The sequence below is a fragment of the Solimonas terrae genome, assembly GCF_011067135.1.
Lineage (GTDB): Bacteria > Pseudomonadota > Gammaproteobacteria > Nevskiales > Nevskiaceae > Solimonas > Solimonas terrae.
This window is the reverse complement of record NZ_JAAMOW010000007.1, coordinates 167,068-183,192: the sequence shown is the minus strand read 5'-3', so window position 1 is coordinate 183,192 and position 16,125 is coordinate 167,068. Positions and strand designations below refer to the sequence as shown.

The window sequence follows — 16,125 nt, the reverse complement described above, 5'->3', positions numbered from 1 at the left end:
CAGTGCGCCTGACTAGGTTGTCCTTGTAGGCGGCTAGTTTCTGCGACGCTGCCACCAGCTTCTTACGTGGGCCATCGACTCAGCCGATCGAAATCGGAAATCGTGCTGGCAGCCATGCCAGTATTGGCCAGCTTGTTGCGGCGTCCTTGATCGCAAAAATAGTGTCCAGCTGCTTGTCAGCTCGGCAATTTCGATCTTCGCAATTTGCGTATCCACTACGCGTTGTCTCCTCCTGCTTCTCGAGGCGTATCCCGCCGAGCGCATGCGAGGCAAACTACATTTACGACACAGGCGGAATTCCTTCAGCCGTGCTCCATTTAGAGGTCCGGTGGCGTCCTTTCAGCGATATAATTAATGACGATATTATCAATTATGAACAGTTAATCAACTGTTAATTATCTTGGTATCTCTTTTCAGAGCAGAGCGCGGAATGGCGCCGGGAGAGGTCTGCGCAGTTCGCGGTCAAACCCTGCTCAACGCGGGTGACGCGCCCCCGTTGCTGATGCCGCGCAATATCGCCAGCCGAGGGAGGGGCGTGATGCCTGTTCCCAGTGCGTGGAGTGGGTCATGGCTTTGCTTGCTTCAGGTGCGTTTCCCACAGATTCCATAGTCCGCGGCACACAGCCAACTCAGCGTCGATGCGGCGCACTGCGGTGCCTCCGGCCGCCAGAATTGCCGCTTCATATAGTCTGCCTAGCGACGCAGTCGCGACGACACTGACCATACTCGCACGATAGCGGCGAAGCGCATCGTGCACCTCGCTGCCGATTAAAAGGCCAGAAAGATATGCGGAATGAGCTTCCGCGGCACGTTGGTCGAATAGCGCGCCGGATCTGACGCTGAAAAGGGAATGCAGCAAGTTCGGTTCCCGGCGGCTCTCACGGACGCCGTCCAAGAATGATGCTTCGTTCTGGATGGTGCGATCTTCGTCTGGCATAAGCCATCCGATGCTCGAATGGCTGCGCAGTAACGCAAACATCTCGCCGGTCAAATACGTGCGGAAGTGTTCAATCGTGGAATCTTTCGAGATGCACCATTTGCTGTGTGTTCCCGGCGTCACGATGATCGCCCTCTGCCCACTGAGCTCACAGCCGAAGATCTGCGTCTCTTCGCCCCTCATGACATCGTAGCGACGGTGCTTGTCTTCAGTAGAGAGGCCAGCCACAAAAAGCGCCTTTCCCCAAGGGGAATCGACCGCTGTCAGAGCACTCGCGAGATCACTGATGCGTGAAGGGCAGCTGCGGTATGGTACCTCGCACCAGCCTTGCCGGCTGCCGACCATGCCGCACAGAAGCATCGGAAGCGTCGGGCCAGGTCTTGTGTGGGCGTACCAGTCGGCGATGAGCGGCTGTAGCGCGGACACAAAGTCTTGGTTGCGGATAGTTAAGATGCCGGCACTACTCTCGCGGCGCTCGAGTACCTGACCGCCGGCAGCGATCCGATAAGCGCGTAGATGTGTCGTTCCCCAATCAATGCCAACCAGCTGCGCCAGATCGCGCTCTGTCTGCATCGTTGGGCAGGTCATAGTGAACATAGTCGGCCACCATCAACGGTCAGCGCCGTGCCTGTGATGAAGCTGGCCTGCGGTGAGGCGAGGAAGGCGATCGCCTCAGCGATGTCCTCTGGGGCGCCGATGTACTCCGGGTCGACCCGCTCGGCGCCTGACGCAATATTGGGATTTGACCAAAGCATTGGCGTGTCTATTGCGCCGGGGAGGACCCCATTTACTCGAATTCCGAGGGGTTTCCCTTCGATTGCTGCACTGCGAGTCAGTGACAAGAGTGCCGCCTTTGCAGCAGCGTAAGGCGCCATGAGCTCGGTAGTGCTGATAGCGTGAACGCTGGAAACATTGATGATCGCAGATCCCGCTTTCATGACGCGGAAGCTTTCGCGAACGAAATTGGCCGGTGCCAACAGATTGATGTCCAGGACAGTCTTCCAATCGAAGGCGGTCAATTCGACTAGCGGCTTGTGGATCATGAGCCCAGCGTTATTGACGACGACATCGATACGCCCGAACTTCTCCATAGTCGAGCTAAAGATCGCGCAAACCTGTTGCTCGTCAGAGATGTCGCAGTAGAAGTGCTCGACACGACTCGCACCGAACTCTAAGCACGTAGATGCGACGAATTCAAAGTTGTCATGATTAGCTGCGGTTGGCAGATCGACGATGATCAGCGTGGCACCTTCGCAGGCTAGGCGCTTGGCTGTTGCCACGCCGATGCCCCCAAGGCCGCCACTAATGATCGCGACTCGGCGTGCGGGATGCTTCGCTTCTGGCAGCGTCGTGCTTACCATTCACAGACACTCCCGTCATGACCACGCCATGCCGGATTTCTCCAGATATGAGAGCCTCTTGCAGCATCACGCACCCGCTCTTCGTCAACCTGAATGCCGAGTCCTGGAGCCGTTAGTGCCGCCACGAAGCCATCGTTGATGGAGAAGACCTCTGGATTCTGCAGGTATGTCAGAAGATCGTACTGCTGCGTGTTGTAGTGGATGCCCAGCGACATTTCTTGAATAACGAAATTCGGCGTTGATAGCGCGAGCTGCATACAGGCCGCCAATGCGATTGGCCCCAAGGGACAATGGGGTGCTATGGCGACGTCGTATGCTTCGGCAAACGCTGAGATACGCCGGCACTCTGATATTCCACCTGCATGGGAAAGGTCCGGCTGCAGGATGTCGACCGCTGCGGATTCCAGGAACGGTTTAATATCCCACCGATTGTAGAGTCGCTCGCCGAGCGCAATGGGCAGCGTGGTCAGCGTAGAGAGCTGGCGAATGGCTTCCGGATGTTCGGATAACAGTGGTTCCTCGATGAAGAGCGGCTTGACTGGTTCGAGGAGGGCAGCGAGCTGTTTAGCCATTGGCTTGTGCACGCGGCCGTGAAAGTCCACGGCGACATCAAGTCCAAGGCGGCGAACACTGGCAACACGCTCAACAGTTGCATCCAATGTGCTCGCACTATCGAGCCAGCCGAGTTCCCCTGTCGCATTCATTTTGATGGCGCGGAAGCCCTGCTCAAGACGGCGTTGGGCAGCTTCGATTACTTCAGTAGGCGAATCTCCGCCGATCCACGCATACACCGGAATCTTGTCTCTGACGCGACCACCGAGCAGCTGCCAGACTGGGACGCCCAGCATCTTTCCTTTGAGATCCCAAAGCGCTTGGTCGAGCCCGGCCAGTGCCGACATCAGGACTGGCCCACCTCGATAAAAGCCAAGACGATACGCAACCTGCCAAATGTCTTCGATTCGTTCGGCACAAGTTCCCACGAAGCGATCGCGCAGCGAGGCGAATGCTCCCTCGACAGCCTCCGTGTGTCCCTCGAGGCTGCCCTCACCCCAGCCGACATGGCCGTCGTCTGTCTCAACACGAACGAACAGCCAGCGAGGCGGAACACGGAATGTTTCAATACGGGCGAGCTGATTCATTTGCTGACTGGTTCTATCGAAGGGAGAAATGACCGGCGGTGGTGTGACAAGCCGAACTCCTACTTACGGACGGCGGCAAACATTGGGCCCCTTTGTTGCCCGAGCGGCGTAGAAGCTAAGGCGAAGCAGGACCGCGCCAGAGAGCGCCATGACTATCCCCCAGAAAAGACTTACGTTGATACCAACGACGCGGGGGCCTGCCCCTTCGAATAGTCCTGCAGCTACAAGTAGGCAGCCAACGACGAGAAGTAGTAGTCCGACCGGCACTCGAATGTCGAAACCCATACGATGTCACCAAAATAATACGTTGAGGATGAAAGCCAGAGACAGAACGAAAATGGCGAGCACTTTGGGTCGAATCCACCAGCGTGATTCCACCCTCTGAAGCTTCGGTGTAAGTGAGTAGACGAGGCCGGCGAGTTCGTGATCAGCGCGAGGACGGCTGAAGCAGCTGACGACAATCGTCAATGCAACACAGGCCGAGAAGGCGTAAATCGCCGTCCAGAAATTTTGAGCCATTTCGCTCGAATACTGGTGGATCACGAAGATCCAGCCGCCCTTGAGGCCAGTCGGACTGCCTTGCACGAGCGTCAATCCGTGGTGCGTCGCCGCGGCTATCGAGCCATGCCGTTGCGAGCGATCGCGCCGAGATGCCAAGCACTTGGCTTCGGGGTCCGCTCGAAAGTCGTTCTGTTAACTGCAACCAGGCCAAACTTGGGGCGATAGCCATAAATCCACTCAAAGTTGTCGAGCAGCGACCAGTGGATGTAGCTGCGAACGTCGATGCCATCGTCGATGCACTTTTTTACTTCGGCGATGGCTGTGTCGATAAATGCGATGCGCCGGCTGTCATCCTCAGTGCCTATTCCGTTTTCGGTGACATAAACCGGCTTTCCGGTCGCGGCCGCGGCATATCGAATCGTGGCGCCGAGCGCTTGCGGGTAGTACTCGTAGCCCATCTGCGTAAGCTCGATTCCGGGTTCGGGTCCGAGATCCCCATGGAGGCCTGTACGGTTCCTGGAATAGGTTTGTACGCCGACGAAATCGGATTTCGATGCAGCGCTCAGCCAAACGCCATAGGACTCTTTCTGCCGCAGCCGTGCCAAATTGTTCGGGCCCACACCCTGCTCATCTGAGATGGCTAGGGTCACACCGACTGGAAAGTCGCCGGGGCCGGCCTTGATCGCCGCGTACGCCATTTCGTGAGCCGAAAGGTAGTGTGGAAGCGCGATGACTGGATCACCGCTATAGAAAGTGGTGAACTGCTTGGAGCCGGTCGCCATGGCCGCAGCGGCGCCCATCTGCAGCGCCGTTGGCGAGCCGGCGAGTGATTTCTTCCGCCAGAACACGCTCTGCAGAAGGTTCGGTTCATTGAATGTCGCAGCGGCTTCGATGAGATGGCCGAGCCGCGATGTCGCTTTCTCAGCGAAGCGGGAAAAGAGATCGGCACTGTCGGGTGTCGTGAACCCGCCACGAGATGCGAACCATCGCGGCGTGGTGAAATGATTGTAGGTTACGAAAGGAGCCACTCCATGCTTCCGGCAGGTCTCCAGAACACGTTCGTAGTGGTCGAGCTCAGCCTCGGAGAAATTGCCGGCTTCTGGTTCGATACGGCTCCATTCAATACTCAAGCGCAGGCAATTGAACCCGAGCATCGCTGTCAGTGCGATGTCCTCTTCGTAGCGGTGATAGTGATCACACGTGTCACCGGACCGATCGGCAAAGAGAGTTGGCTTTACATTCTCATAGACCCAGAAGTCCGCATTGATGTTGTTGCCTTCGACTTGATGTCCCGCCGTTGCACAGCCCCAAAGAAATCCACGGGATGGAGCACGATCCGTGGCGAACGTTGGGGTTAACCGCGAAATGGTGGAAAGACCGGCGACGCCGATGGCGCCAGCGAGAACGGAACGACGGCTTATGTGTCTATCACTCATGCACATCTTCTCCCTGCGTTTTGTAGAGTTCTTTTGATTGATGCTGAGCGTGAAGGCGCTGTTATGCAGCGTATTGCCGTTCACGGATGGCAGCGTCTCTGGACTTCAGAGCCACTGTCATCGGCTTTCGACGCTGGCAGCAACGCTGGACATCAGAGCATCCAGATCTTGTCTGGAGTAGTAGTAGCCGTTGCGGACCACTGCGTAGACGCGATGGAGGTTCTGTACGCTTTCGAGCGGATTGCCATCCAGTAGGACAAGGTCCGCGTTTTTTCCTGCTTCGACGGTTCCCATGGTCGCTGTGCGTCCGAGAAACTCCGCGCCTCTGAGCGTCGTCATTTGCAAGACGCGCAGCGGCGTCAGGCCAGCCTTTTCGAGTTCATCGAACTCCTTATGCAAGCCGGAACCTACCCACCCTGGGCCTGAGTCGGTGCCGGTCATCATCTTGACGCCGGCATCGTCAAGTGCTTTTACAAGCTTTAGATCAAGATCATATATCTGCTTCAAGGTCTGCTTGTCATCAAGGCTGATTTTGTCGATGAATTTCTGAGTGACGGCGCGCCACAATTTCAGCGAGTCAGAGTCGACGTAACGCAGAGCCGGATCGGCTCGATACGCGGGGTCCTCGGCGATATATGAGCTTCGGAGTTTGATAAGAGTAGGCACTTGCCACTCGCCGTATTCGGCGAACTGTGCTGCCACCTCTCTGCACTTTTTATCGCTGTACGACATAACGATGCGGCGCATTTGATCGAAGTCGCGCGGGGAATCAGCCAATACGGGATTCACCAGGAGCGGACGGAGGAAGTGCGTGACGATCCCTTCGGCGAATGGGATCTTGGGCAGCAGCTTCAGCATCGGAGGCAGCTTGATAGGCACCCTCTTTAGTCCGTCGTCGGTCGCGCAGTTCATCAGGACGTTATCTCCCGGCCCAAGGTGTTCTATCGAGCGCATGCCTGCCTTCGCGGCATCAAGCGCATTGACATCGGGCGGAACGTGGCCCAGCGCCGGGATGCCGACGCGATGGGCTTCATCTAAAACAGCGGTCAGTACCACGGGAGTGACGAGGCCAATCTTGATGAAGTCGGCGCCCGCAGCTGCCTGCTCGTCCACTACTGTTACCGCCGTCTTCTTGTCAGGTGCAATCCAAGGCGTCAGAAAAGCGCCTGGCATAGCGACAAGCTCGGGCTGCTCCGGTCGAATGGGCAACGTTCCCTCACGGCGCTGCTGGAGGAGCACCAGCGATCCGCTCATTTGGCGAAAGCCAGTCACCCCACTCGCGAGCATGAGTGACAAGCTTTCCCAGAGGTGTCCTTGCTCCAGGACATGAACGTGCATGTCGAGGAAGCCCGGAACGACATATTGACCATGCGCATCAACGACCTGCGCTGAATCTGGAATTGGTACCGACCACGTAGGACCGATTGCTGCGATCTTGCCGCCCTTCAGAACCAGGCGAACTCCTGGAGTGAGGTCTCCGCTGCGCACGTCGACGACCGTTGCCCCATCTAGGACGACCACGTTCCGCTGTCGCGCAGTCGACGGTGATTCGTCCTTCAAAAAAGTTCCGCCGCTATTGATGCAGCCCGTGATCGTAGCGATGGCAAAGGCTGCAGCAGCCCACTGCGTGCTAACCATTGAGCGCTCATTTGTATGTTGGACGTCTCGCATGGCTCTCCTGACTACGCAATATCGGCGAGTGCGGCCACCTGAGCGGTCGCCGCGCGGCCGCAATGATGGATGAATTACTCGTAATTGACAAGATTATCAGTAGTGGGCAGGATATCAATATAACTACACGGAGGAGTGGGGCATGTGCCGCAAAACGGCTGCAATGTTTTTGTCTTTGGCGCTTCTGGCAGGTCCTAATACAGGGTGGTCGCAAAGCCCCGGGCTAGGCTCTCCTAGCGAGCTTGTAAAAGGTACAGGTGACAGCGGAGCGCCCACGCCTGCGGCAGATGGCGACGGAACAGAGAACGCCGAGGGCTCATCCGGTTCATCGGCAGAAGATTTGGCGGGATCCGCAGGTGAGCTTGACACCATCCCGGTTGCCGAACCCACTCCTCAGATGCCGGTTGGTCAAGGCGATGAACGGCCGACTGATCAGCTTGCGGAGGTCATCGTCACGGCGCAGCATCGCATCGAAAACGCGCAGAAGGCAGCTGTGCCACTTGATGTTGTTGACGGAAGCGATCTTCAAAACGCGGGAATCGTTGATGTCGCACGGTTGACTGAAAAGGTGCCTGCACTCGTCAGTAATGGAATTAGCAACTTTGTGAGGGGTGTTGGGACCTTTTCCCAACTCGGATATACGGATCCCGCCGTCGCGTTTAACTATGACGGGATCTATATCGGTCGATCGACGTCCACGGTTGGCATGTTCTACGACCTTCAACGCATCGAACTGCTAAAAGGCCCGCAAGGAACGCTCTATGGTCGAAACGCAACCGGCGGTGCTCTGAATGTTCTGCCCGAACAGCCACATATTGGCGAATCGTCGGGATTCCTGAATGCTGGTTACGGAAACTATGATTTTTACAACGTAGAAGGAGCAATTAACGCGCCCGTCGGCGACTCAAGCGCCGTGCGTCTGTCGATGCTGATGACTAGGAACAGCGGATTTAACAACGATGGGACCGCCGACAAGGACATCAAGTCCATCCGCTTGCAGGGAAAGTCCGAATTGTCAGATGACCTAACCGTTCGCCTCGCAGGAGATTATTCGCATATTGGCGGGGTGGGTGGCAGCAATACTTATGTCGGTAGTGCGCAGTACAACAATCAGACCGGGCAATACGATTACACCCCTTCTGGCTTTTCACCGAGCGAAGGTCTTTTTTCGAACGCCTCGCAAGCTTTCCGAACGAACATTTTCTTGTCGCAAGCAGGACGGAATTTCGATCCGCTGAGCCCATATCCGTACAGCGACAACGACTACTACGGGGTGAACGCTGAGGCGACTTGGACGACCGCAATTGGGACCCTAACGCTAATTCCAGCCTATCGTTACTACAAGTCGGATGTCGTAGTCGGCGAGTCGTTTACGCTTGGCTCGGTCGATACGGGAAAACAGGAGAGCGTCGAGGCGCGCCTCGCGGCTGAAGACGTTGGGATCTTCGACTACACGGCAGGGCTTTTCTATTACCACGAGGTCGTCGATTCGGATGGTGCAGTCAATCAATCCGCCGTTTACGCGCGCCAATACTATGAGAGCGAAACGACATCCGGTGCGGCGTTTGCTCAGCTGAGGATGCACGTTACCGATGCCATGCGCCTCGTGGGTGGCCTTCGATACACCAAAGACGACAAGAACTTCTCGGGAGCGACGGACGGGCTCGCGATGGTATGCACCCTAAAGCTTGTGGGTATCGACAGCTGCCCTGCCGGTCAGCTTTTTGAGTTTGTACGAACGCCAGAAGAGCAGCCCTTCGCCGTTCCGGCGCGTGGAGGTCTTCCGACGGTGCAAATCCCAGGGGCCGAGATTGTGATCAGGCAATTTACCGAGGAGCAGGCCAAGCTCAGTAAGGGCAAGGCAACATATCGCGCCGCCCTCGAATATGACCTAGCAAAAGACTCTCTTTTCTACGTCAGTGCTGAAAGCGGCTTTCGATCAGGTGGAATATCTCTCGCCGCCGGCCACGAAACCTATAAACCGGAGAATATCCTGGCATATACCGTGGGCATCAAGAATCGATTTTTCGGCGGCAAGGCCCAGCTCAATCTTGAAGCATTTGACTGGGAGTATAAGGGCCAGCAGTTCAGCCACCTCGGAGCAGACGCGAACGGCAATCTCGGGCTCATCATTCAGAACATCGGAACATCGCGCATTCGAGGGTTAGAGGTGGACGGTAAGGCGCTCCTCTGGCGAGGGATGCACATCGGTACGACAGTGCAATATGTCGATTCCGTTTACAAGGATTTTGAGTATGACTCGCCTATCGTGGATGTCGTTCCCATTCTTACGACCGACAATTCACCGCCGCCGCGACTTGGGTGCCCGTCTACCAATAACCAGGACGGAAAGGCCTACCACGTGAACTGCGATGGACTTCCGGGCTTTAATTCACCAAAATGGACGGTCAATCTGTCGGCATCGCAGACGATTCCGATTGGCGGTTATATCGCGGTTATCAGCGCGGAGACGCAGTATCGAACTGGCTACTTCGTTGGCTTTGAATACTTGGACTTTGAACATCAGGACTCCGCTTGGCGGAGCCAAGCGTCGCTGTCACTGATGCCGGGCGCTGGCGCCTATCTTTGGTCGATCTCCGCCTATGTCCGGAATATCGAAAACACCCGTAGTCTGCAGACTGCCAACAGCCAGAACAACATTGATTCGGTTGCGTACAGCGAGCCGCGGACCTACGGGATCAAGCTTGGTATCCAGTTTTGACAACGAGCCAGCCATCGGAGTGACGTCATTTTTTGAATGATGGTCACGCCGATGGCTCGCTCATCCGCATTGTCTAAATCGTCCGCCCGCGTTCAATGATGGGGAGGGGCCGCTGGGCGACATTTCGAGCCTGCGCAAAAGTCAGACCAAGGCTATGCAGAAATACTGTAGCGGCGCGCTCTGGGATGTCCTGCTTGCTGAGGCCGTATTGATTGAGCGAAGAGTTGGCGTCGCTGTCGAGCTGTAGTTCCGCGGAAATGGTTGCGAGTACACCGCCAGCGATTGCAATGAAGCTCATAATCGGATCGGGTACGTTGAATCTCCCACTGGCGACGCCCGCTTGTATATCGCGCATCAGGCGAACGCCGAGTCCCCGGGAAAGAATTCGGGACGATAGTCCCTCGCGCATAAGAAACTTCCCCCACAGCGGCTCGCGTCGGGCGCGCATCAGTGTGTGGCGAATGGCAATCGAGATGACTTCGGCTGGATCTTTGACGTCGTTCAGCATCTGATCAAGTGCATCGCCGAAGTTCTCGAATACCGTGTCCATTAGCACGGCGTAGATCTGATCGCGAGACTCAAAGTGATTGTAGAAGGTGCCGAAACCGACATCGGCGGCCTCCGTGATCTCATTAATGGCCACGGCGTCCAAACCGCGTTCTGCCATGAGGCGAAATGCGGCTTCTACGAGGCGCTGGCGGGTTTCCCGCTTGCGCCGGGCGCCGCGCGTCTCCTTGCCAGCCTCGATTTCCGAGTCGATCTCCGCCGCAGAGCCGGGCGCCGCGTGGCGTGCGCTTTTCGTTGCTGCGGATGTGGGGCGGTGGCCGCCTCCCTTCTTTGGCTTGGCGCTCGTTGTCGGCATCTTCATTGATCACTTGCAGGACGTTTTCCATTGTAGATCATGGCATCTAAATTGACAAAATTATCATAACTGGATAATGTCTCAGTAACAGTGCTTCATTCGGCTGCGGGCCTGTGCGTTCCGACGGGGGGGCGCCGAGCTTTTTGCCTTCTCGTTCTGGGAAATCTTGATGGACACAAATCCGACAGATGTGGATGTGCTGGTGGTCGGCTATGGTCCGGTCGGAGCAATGGTGGCGTGCTTTCTCGGGCGGTACGGCATTCGAGCGATGATTGTCGACAAGGCGCAAAGTGTCCTGCGAGCGCCCCGGGCAATCGCGCTCGACAACGAAGCCTTGCGAATCGTCGAGATGGCGGGTGTCTCGACGGATGCCTTTGACAAGGTCGTCATTCCGTTCGTGAAAATGCGCAGCCCATATTGGGGGCACTTCGGCACGATCAACACCAGCGGAAAGATCGACGGCCACCCCAAGCTGGTCACCTTTTTTCAGCCGGATCTCGAGCGTGCTCTGAGGGAAAGCGCCGAGAGCTATGGCTGCCTGACGATACGCTGCGGAGTAGAACTACTCGACATGGTCGATGACGGATCGAGTGTCCGCGCAACCTTGAAGGGCGACGATGGGCGAAAGCATGAAGTACGAGCGCGGTTCGTCGTCGGGGCTGATGGTGCGAACTCGCACGTGCGGCGCCTGATCGGCCAGGAGTTCCAAGGCGAAAGCTACAGCGAGGACTGGCTCATCGTCGATGCGCTGGGTGTCAAGAACAATATCGACCATGTCGAATTCATCTGCAATCCACGGCGGCCGACGCCGCACATGGTAGCGCCCGGCGGGCGCACGCGATGGGAGTTCATGCTCGCACCGGGGGAGTCGCGCGAAGAGATGGAGAAAGACGAGTCCATCAAGCGACTGCTCACGCCCTGGGCGGATCCAGACAAACTTACCATCGAGCGTAAGGCGGTCTACCGCTTCCATGCTCGCTCATGCGAGCGTTACAGCAAGGGCCGCGTCTTCCTTGCGGGCGATGCCGCGCACATCACGCCTCCCTTCGTCGGGCAGGGGCTGGTAAGCGGTATGCGCGATGCGCTCAACCTAACATGGAAGCTCACTTGGGTAGTACGTGGGTCGGCAAGTTCGATCATCTTGGACAGCTACGACGAAGAGCGTCGTCCTCATGCGGTCAAAATGATCGGCTTGGCAAAAAAGATGGGCCAGCTCGTCATGCCGCGCAGCCCGCTCAAGGCCATCATCATCCACGGATCGATGCGGCTTTTGCGAATAATTCCTCCCGTCCGACGCTTTCTAGAAGAGTTTGGTCCCAAGCCTCGGCCGGAATTCCCGAGCGGTCTTTTTGTCACCGGCTCAAAGGGGCTCAAGAAGGGCGCGATGCTGCCGCAGTTCTCCGTCGTTGATGCCGACGGAAAGGTGGTTCAGAGTGACGCCGTGTTGGGCCTATCTTTTAGCTTGGTTACGTTCGATGTCGACGTGTCGACCAGAATCAGCCCCGAGACACGTGCAGCCTGGACTGCCATTGGCGGCAACGTTGTCGACCTTCAGTCAAAGACTCCCTCTCGCGCTGGAGGGGGTGCGCTTCGAATCATCTCCGATAACCCGCTTTCGTCCAATGTTCGCGGCGGCTGGTGCGCCGTGATCCGGCCGGACCAGACGATCTTGCATGACGGCCCTATCGAGCGTGTCGACGACATCGTTCGCGAGGCGCTCGATCTTTTAACGCAAACACATGCTCAATCGCAGAGTGCGCTTGGTCCCGCAGCCTGACGCTTTGCATCATCTTTAAAACAGAGAAAGGAGACTGACGTGAAGCTGCTGAGCTACCGGCATGGAGAGCGCCAACACTTTGGCGCTTTGAAGAATGGCGCCATCGTTTGCCTTTCAGGTCAGGCGGACGGCGCGTATCCGGATATTAAGAGTCTGCTGAGCGACGCGAAAGGCATCGATTGGGCGCAACAGGTACTCGCGACACGCGATCCTGACCTGCAGCTCGCGGACGTGAAATTGCTACCAGTCATCCCCAATCCAGGCGCAGTCTGGTGTGCCGGTATGAACACGCACTCGCATTACGACGAGGCCAAGCATCACATGCACCTTAAGGAGAAGCCGGCAAAGCCGATACTCTTCCTGCGGAATACCGCAAGCTTGGTCGGATCGGGGCAGGACCTTGAGAAGCCGGCGCTCGAAAAGGCTTTCGACTACGAGGGGGAGATCGCGTTGGTCATTGGTCGCCGTGGTCGCAACATTGCCACGTCGGATGCGCTTTTTCACGTGGCGGGGTACTCGTGCTTCAACGACGCAAGCGCGCGGTATTATCAGATCAGTTCGTCGCAGATTACCGCGGGAAAGAACGCTTTTCGCAGTGGTGGTTTTGGTCCGGCGCTCGTGACTCCGGACGAAATTGACCTTGGTACGATGCGCATGACTTGCCGGCTCAATGGCCAGGAAATGCAGTCCATGGGCCTCGATGATCTGATTTTCAGCTTCGCGGAACTGATCAGCTTTATCAGCGAATTTGCATGGCTCGAGCCGGGTGACGTCATTGTCACCGGATCGCCATCGGGCATTGGCGCGCTGCGGAATCCGCCCGTTCTGTTGAAGGCAGGCGATCAGGTTGAGGTTGAAGTGACGGGAGTTGGTGTTCTGGTAAACGGGGTGCGCGACCAGAAACTCGATGTGGTCGCGGCGTCGTGACTCAGTCGAAGTTGAGCGTGGCCGAGGGTGAGCTTCTCTGGACGCCGTCGCCGTCTTACGTTGCAGCGTCTAACGTCAATGCGCATCTCGAATGGCTGCGCAAGAATCGTGGGAAAAACTTCACTGACTATCACGAGCTGTGGCGATGGTCGGTGGAGTCGCCGGATGAATTCTGGGCGGCATTGTGGGATTACTTTGCAGTTTTCTCCGACGCACCCTACGAGCGGGTTGTTGACCGGGCCCGGATGCCAGGAGCGAAGTGGTTTGAAGGCTCGCGTGTGAACTACGCTGAGCATCTTCTTCGTCACGAAGTTGGTGCCAGGGACAGGACGGTCTTTTATCACGCAACCGAGACTCGCGCGCTTGAACGAATTAGTTGGCGTGAGTTAGGTCGACAGGTGCGCATTGTGGCGACGCAGCTGCGTTCGCTGGGTGTCCTGCCCGGTGATCGTGTCGTCTCATACATGCCAAACGTACCTGAAACCGCTATCGCGATGATGGCGGCGACAGCAATCGGCGCTATCTGGTCATCGGCGGCGCCCGAGTTCGGCGTAAAGACTGTGGTCGAGCGCTTCTCACAGATTGAACCGAAAGTCCTCTTTGCGGCTGACGGCTATCGATTCGGCGGAAAGGAGTTCGATCGGCGAGCGCATGTGGGAGAAATCGTTGAGTCACTTCCTACGTTGGCAAAGGTCGTCTGGTTGCCATACATCAATCCCAAGGAGGGGCCCGCCGTCGAAGGGGCGACAAGCTGGGCGGAGCTTTTGTCTCATCCCGATATTTCCCGCGATGAGTTTCGTTTTGAGCGTGTTGCATTCGATCACCCGCTTTGGGTTCTTTTCTCCTCGGGCACTACAGGGCTACCGAAGGCTATTGTGCATTCCCATGTCGGAGTTCTCATGGAGCACCTTAAGTTGGTGCATTTCCATGCGAATCTGAAATCGCACAGTGTCATGTTTTTCTACAGCACGACCGGCTGGGTCATGTGGAACATCCTCCTGGCGGCCTTGTTGGAAGGTTCGGCTGTTGTCCTTTACGACGGCTCGCCCGTATACCCGGAGGCCGACTTCTTGTGGAAGCTGGCTTCGGATACGGGGGCGACGAACTTTGGGGTGAGCCCGACGTTCGTCCAGATTATGGAGAAGGCTGGGCTTAGCCCCGGAAAGCGATTTAATCTCTCCGCGCTTGAAGCGGTGCTGATTAGTGGTGCGCCGAGCACGCCAGAGACCTTTGCGTGGTTCTATCGCCACGTAAAGGAAGATCTCTGGGTTACGTCTCAATCCGGTGGAACGGAGATCGCCGGTGGCTTTGTAGGCGCATCACCGACCTTGCCAGTTCATGCGGGTGAGATCCAGACGCGAATGTTGGGGATGGACGTACACGCGTGGGACGACGAGGGCCAGGAGCTTATTGATGAGCTGGGTGAACTCGTCGTTACCAGCCCGTTCCCATCGATGCCGCTTCGGTTCTGGAACGACGTCGACGATCGCCGGTACCACGAGAGCTACTTCGCTGCATTTCCCGGCGTTTGGCGGCATGGCGACTTCATCAGAATCACATCAGCCGGTGGCTGCTACATCTATGGGCGGTCTGACTCCACCTTGAATCGCCACGGCGTGCGAATTGGCACCGCAGAGATCTACCGCGTCGTTGAGCAACTACCGGAAATTGCAGACAGTCTGATCGTCTGTTGCGAACTCCCGGGTGGCAAATTCTTCATGCCACTCTTCATCAAGCTTCGGACTGGCTTTGCACTGGACAACGCGCTCATCGCGCGCATCTCGACGGTGCTGCGCGAGGATTGCAGCCCCCGACACGTCCCAGATCGCGTTCTTGCAGTAGAAACGATTCCGTACACACTGACCGGCAAGAAGATGGAAGTGCCCGTACGCAAAGTGCTCATGGGTTGGCCGCTAGAAAAAGCCGCGAGTCGCGATGCGATGGTGGATTCACGCGCGCTTGACTGGTTTATTCGCTTCGCCGGGGAAGCACCGCTTCGCTGAAAGGGGTTAAGGCGACCGCTAGTCGTTGATCGCCTTGGTGCCTCGGGGACAAAAGAACTCAGGGCGCGGCGTCGCCACGCCCTGAGAAAGGAGTTCAGGAGCCCAATAGCCAATCGCTTCCGCCGCGATAGAGCTCGGCAAGCGCCGGACTCTTGTCCACTACGGTCGCGGGCGAGATTTCAATGCCTAGCTTGTGCAGACTGCTGGCGAGGAACCGGAGCTCTTCCGGGTATTGTTCGAGTCCTTTGTAGAAGACATCAGGCAGCGGCCCCTGGACCGGATCGAGACGATCTCGCTCATAGATGGCTGTGCGCTTGAGGATCTTCCACGATCCATTGCGCCGTTCTACCAGATCAAAGAAACGTGCATACGAAGTCGTGTCGACTTCGCCTGCAGGCGTCTTGGCGCGAAGCATGATCGTGACATTGGTTTCGCTCAGGGCGCGGTCTCCATTGACCTGAATCATGGGGATGCCGACATAGTGCTTTACGATCGCGTTCTTGCCCTTTGACGCGTTCTCGGAAGCGGCAACGAAACCTTTAAAAGGCCCCTGATACCAACTGAGGGAGATCGTGCCATCTTCGTGGAAGGTTCCAAGGAGAGAGGACCACGCCTCCTGATCGCGGAAAAATGTCCAGTTGTTAACGACCTCAGCTATTTCCGCTTTTGCTTCCATCTCGGTATCTCCTCGAAGTCTATGACTACTCAATGTGCTGCAGGCGGCCAATACACATACCGTCGATATCACTACCATCCGCAGAAGTCTCACTGCTTGCTCCCGTGCTGATA

The 16,125-nt window shown here is 56.9% G+C and carries 12 protein-coding genes; 4 read left to right on the top strand and 8 right to left on the bottom strand.

Annotation, left to right across the window (positions count from 1 at the left end; genetic code table 11):
* Window positions 1–565: 565 nt before the first annotated feature.
* The 6 genes from G7Y85_RS14240 to G7Y85_RS14215 form a co-directional block, all read right to left on the bottom strand.
* Window positions 566–1,534, bottom strand: a complete 969-nt coding sequence (locus tag G7Y85_RS14240) for a 2-dehydro-3-deoxygalactonokinase (protein WP_166258407.1) — start codon at window positions 1,532–1,534, stop codon at window positions 566–568.
* Window positions 1,522–2,298, bottom strand: a complete 777-nt coding sequence (locus G7Y85_RS14235; protein ID WP_166258405.1) for an SDR family NAD(P)-dependent oxidoreductase — start codon at window positions 2,296–2,298, stop codon at window positions 1,522–1,524. Before G7Y85_RS14235 ends, G7Y85_RS14240 begins: the two co-directional genes overlap by 13 nt.
* Entirely contained in the window at window positions 2,292–3,437 is a 1,146-nt protein-coding gene (dgoD, locus tag G7Y85_RS14230) for a galactonate dehydratase (RefSeq protein WP_166258401.1), read from the bottom strand. The genes G7Y85_RS14235 and dgoD overlap by 7 nt, the downstream gene beginning before the upstream one ends.
* A gap of 291 nt (window positions 3,438–3,728) precedes the next feature.
* Window positions 3,729–4,022 (bottom strand): hypothetical protein, encoded by a 294-nt coding sequence (locus G7Y85_RS14225; RefSeq protein WP_166258398.1) that lies wholly within the window; start codon window positions 4,020–4,022, stop codon window positions 3,729–3,731.
* Between the two features lie 29 nt (window positions 4,023–4,051).
* Complete coding sequence (locus G7Y85_RS14220; RefSeq protein ID WP_206675580.1) at window positions 4,052–5,458, bottom strand: glycoside hydrolase family 1 protein; 1,407 nt, start codon at window positions 5,456–5,458, stop codon at window positions 4,052–4,054.
* Between the two features lie 33 nt (window positions 5,459–5,491).
* A complete protein-coding gene (locus tag G7Y85_RS14215) occupies window positions 5,492–7,045 on the bottom strand; it encodes an amidohydrolase family protein (RefSeq protein ID WP_166258395.1) in 1,554 nt (517 codons plus the stop codon).
* 142 nt (window positions 7,046–7,187) lie between these two features.
* Here G7Y85_RS14215 and G7Y85_RS14210 point away from each other — a divergent pair, with 142 nt between their 5' ends.
* A complete protein-coding gene (locus G7Y85_RS14210; protein WP_166258392.1) occupies window positions 7,188–9,767 on the top strand; it encodes a TonB-dependent receptor in 2,580 nt (859 codons plus the stop codon).
* A gap of 73 nt (window positions 9,768–9,840) precedes the next feature.
* On the opposite strand, the gene G7Y85_RS14205 is transcribed toward G7Y85_RS14210, so the two are convergent.
* A complete protein-coding gene (locus tag G7Y85_RS14205) occupies window positions 9,841–10,629 on the bottom strand; it encodes a TetR/AcrR family transcriptional regulator (protein WP_166258877.1) in 789 nt (262 codons plus the stop codon).
* Between the two features lie 169 nt (window positions 10,630–10,798).
* Between G7Y85_RS14205 and G7Y85_RS14200 the strand changes: the two genes are divergently transcribed.
* From G7Y85_RS14200 to G7Y85_RS14190, 3 genes are read left to right on the top strand one after another with little or no spacing between them, the layout of a single operon-like run.
* Window positions 10,799–12,406 carry a bifunctional 3-(3-hydroxy-phenyl)propionate/3-hydroxycinnamic acid hydroxylase gene (locus G7Y85_RS14200; RefSeq protein ID WP_166258389.1) on the top strand — a complete coding sequence of 536 codons (1,608 nt, stop codon included), beginning with the start codon at window positions 10,799–10,801 and terminating at the stop codon, window positions 12,404–12,406.
* A 39-nt stretch (window positions 12,407–12,445) separates the two neighbouring features.
* Window positions 12,446–13,333: a fumarylacetoacetate hydrolase family protein gene (locus G7Y85_RS14195; protein WP_166258386.1), complete on the top strand. Its 888-nt coding sequence runs from the start codon at window positions 12,446–12,448 to the stop codon at window positions 13,331–13,333.
* Between the two features lie 17 nt (window positions 13,334–13,350).
* Complete coding sequence (locus G7Y85_RS14190) at window positions 13,351–15,336, top strand: acetoacetate--CoA ligase (RefSeq protein WP_366514976.1); 1,986 nt, start codon at window positions 13,351–13,353, stop codon at window positions 15,334–15,336.
* 94 nt (window positions 15,337–15,430) lie between these two features.
* On the opposite strand, the gene G7Y85_RS14185 is transcribed toward G7Y85_RS14190, so the two are convergent.
* A complete protein-coding gene (locus tag G7Y85_RS14185) occupies window positions 15,431–16,012 on the bottom strand; it encodes a nuclear transport factor 2 family protein (protein ID WP_166258380.1) in 582 nt (193 codons plus the stop codon).
* Window positions 16,013–16,125 lie beyond the last annotated feature (113 nt).

Bases quoted from the DNA above. Each gene is read 5' to 3' on its own strand.
- G7Y85_RS14235 (WP_166258405.1), bottom strand. From the start codon at position 2,298: ATGGTAAGCACGACGCTGCCAGAAGCGAAGCATCCCGCACGCCGAGTC.
- G7Y85_RS14205 (WP_166258877.1), bottom strand. From the start codon at position 10,629: ATGCCGACAACGAGCGCCAAGCCAAAGAAGGGAGGCGGCCACCGCCCC.
- G7Y85_RS14200 (WP_166258389.1), top strand. From the start codon at position 10,799: ATGGACACAAATCCGACAGATGTGGATGTGCTGGTGGTCGGCTATGGT.
- G7Y85_RS14210 (WP_166258392.1), top strand. From the start codon at position 7,188: ATGTGCCGCAAAACGGCTGCAATGTTTTTGTCTTTGGCGCTTCTGGCA.
- G7Y85_RS14215 (WP_166258395.1), bottom strand. From the start codon at position 7,045: ATGCGAGACGTCCAACATACAAATGAGCGCTCAATGGTTAGCACGCAG.
- G7Y85_RS14240 (WP_166258407.1), bottom strand. From the start codon at position 1,534: ATGTTCACTATGACCTGCCCAACGATGCAGACAGAGCGCGATCTGGCG.
- G7Y85_RS14185 (WP_166258380.1), bottom strand. From the start codon at position 16,012: ATGGAAGCAAAAGCGGAAATAGCTGAGGTCGTTAACAACTGGACATTT.
- dgoD (WP_166258401.1), bottom strand. From the start codon at position 3,437: ATGAATCAGCTCGCCCGTATTGAAACATTCCGTGTTCCGCCTCGCTGG.